Genomic DNA, 1674 nt, shown 5'->3' with positions numbered 1-1674 from the left:
AACCCGCATTCCCCAAGTAAATCTTTGATTTTGCTGTCGTGATCATATTATTTCAGATATAAATCATGGCGTTGGAGGCTGTGAGGGGCTTGTTTCATGGATCACCCAGAGGGTGCGGGATTACAGCGGGCAGATCGGGTTGATTTCGACCGCCGTGTGCGGCTGGAGTTCCGTGGTGCGCAGATCAGTTCGGACGGCGGGCTGCTGGTGATGCGCGAACTGGATGACGCGCTCGGGCTGTCCGATCTGGCGGCAACAGCATTGCGCGACACCCGACGCGGCAAGAACACTGTCCATCGGCTTGACGGCCTTTTTCGGCAGTCGGTGTTCGGGCGGCTGGCTGGATACGAGGATGTCAACGATGCCGATCGGCTGGCCCTCGATCCGGTCATGCGTCAGGTCGTTGGTGGTCGGGCCGTTCACGTGCAAGCGGCATCTGCCTCGCAAATGGGACGGTTCGAGACCGAGACGCTGGCTTTGCCCGATAACCGTGCGGCGCTGGCTGACCTAAACGGCCAGTGGATTGATCGCTTCCACGACCGCAACGGGCTGAAGTACATCGTGCTGGACATGGACAGCTCGGTCAGCCCCACCCATGGCGATCAGGAAGGCGCGGCCTGGAACGGGCATTTCGACTGCACCTGCTACCACCCCAACTTTCTGTTCAACCAGTTCGGCATGCTGGAACGCTGCGCCCTGCGCCACGGCAACGTTCACAGTGCGGATGGCTGGCGGGATGTCCTCGATCCAGTGATCGCCCGCTACGCGGAGCGCGACCTTGGCGGCCGGTTCTTCCGGGCCGATGCCGCCTACGCGATCCCGGCGATCTATGAGCGGCTGGAAGAGGCGGGGTACTTCTACGCCATCCGGTTGCCTGCCAACAACGTCCTGCGTGAGAAGATCGCTCATCGGCTGACCCGACCCGTTGGACGACCTTCGCAGACCAAGGTCAAACGGTTCTTCGTCGATTTCAATTATCAGGCAGCATCCTGGGACAAGCCGCGCCGTGTGATCGCCAAGATCGAATGGCACCCGGGCGAGCTGTTCCCGCGTGTTGGCTTCATCGTCACCAATCTGCCGATGGAACCCGACTGGGTCGTGCGGTTCTACAACCAGCGCGGCACGGCCGAGCAGCACATCAAGGAAGGCAAGCATGCCTTTCGCTGGACGCGGCTGTCGTGCCGGAAGTTCCGCGACAACGAGGTGCGGCTGCAATTGCACGCACTGGCCTACAACCTGGCAACCTTCCTGCGCTGTATCGAACTGCCCGAGGAAATGGCCCAATGGTCGCTGACCAGCCTGCAACTCAAGCTGATCAAGATCGGGGCGCGTGTCGTCCGCCACGCCCGTGCCATCACCTTCCAACTGGCCGAAGTGGCCGTCACCGGCCCGATGGTGCGCGCTATCCTCGCCGCGATCCGCCGATTGCGAGCGCCATCGCTATGCACATGACCGCGATCCTCGCGCAAACTGAACAAAAGCGGCAGGACAGGTCTGTCCGCTGCGCTGAAAAACACCGCCGCCGAGCCAGAACACGGCGGCTTCGCCGTCTGATCCGCCCTGTTCCAGCTGCTTGTGCGACCAAAGACGCCGGTTGGGGCGAAAAATGCTTGTCCAGCAGGCAAAATCAGGCGATCTTGACGTCAGAAGGCAGGCCACTTGGGGAATGTCGGT

General features: G+C 61.4%; 2 protein-coding genes. One reads left to right on the top strand and one right to left on the bottom strand.

The genetic code is table 11. The features are described 5' to 3' along the window. Positions 1–96: 96 nt before the first annotated feature. A complete protein-coding gene (locus AAC077_RS19780; protein WP_224833347.1) occupies positions 97–1452 on the top strand; it encodes an IS1380 family transposase in 1356 nt (451 codons plus the stop codon). On the opposite strand, the gene AAC077_RS19775 is transcribed toward AAC077_RS19780, so the two are convergent. Next, positions 1441–1674, bottom strand: a 234-nt coding sequence (locus AAC077_RS19775) for a hypothetical protein (RefSeq protein ID WP_339773525.1), incomplete at its 5' end; no start/stop codon positions are given. The two genes, AAC077_RS19780 and AAC077_RS19775, sit on opposite strands and share 12 nt — an antisense overlap.

The sequence above is a fragment of the uncultured Pseudosulfitobacter sp. genome, from assembly GCF_963976325.1.
GTDB lineage: Bacteria > Pseudomonadota > Alphaproteobacteria > Rhodobacterales > Rhodobacteraceae > Pseudosulfitobacter.
The sequence above is the reverse complement of the archived record's forward strand: the minus strand, read 5'-3'. Positions and strand labels throughout refer to the sequence as shown.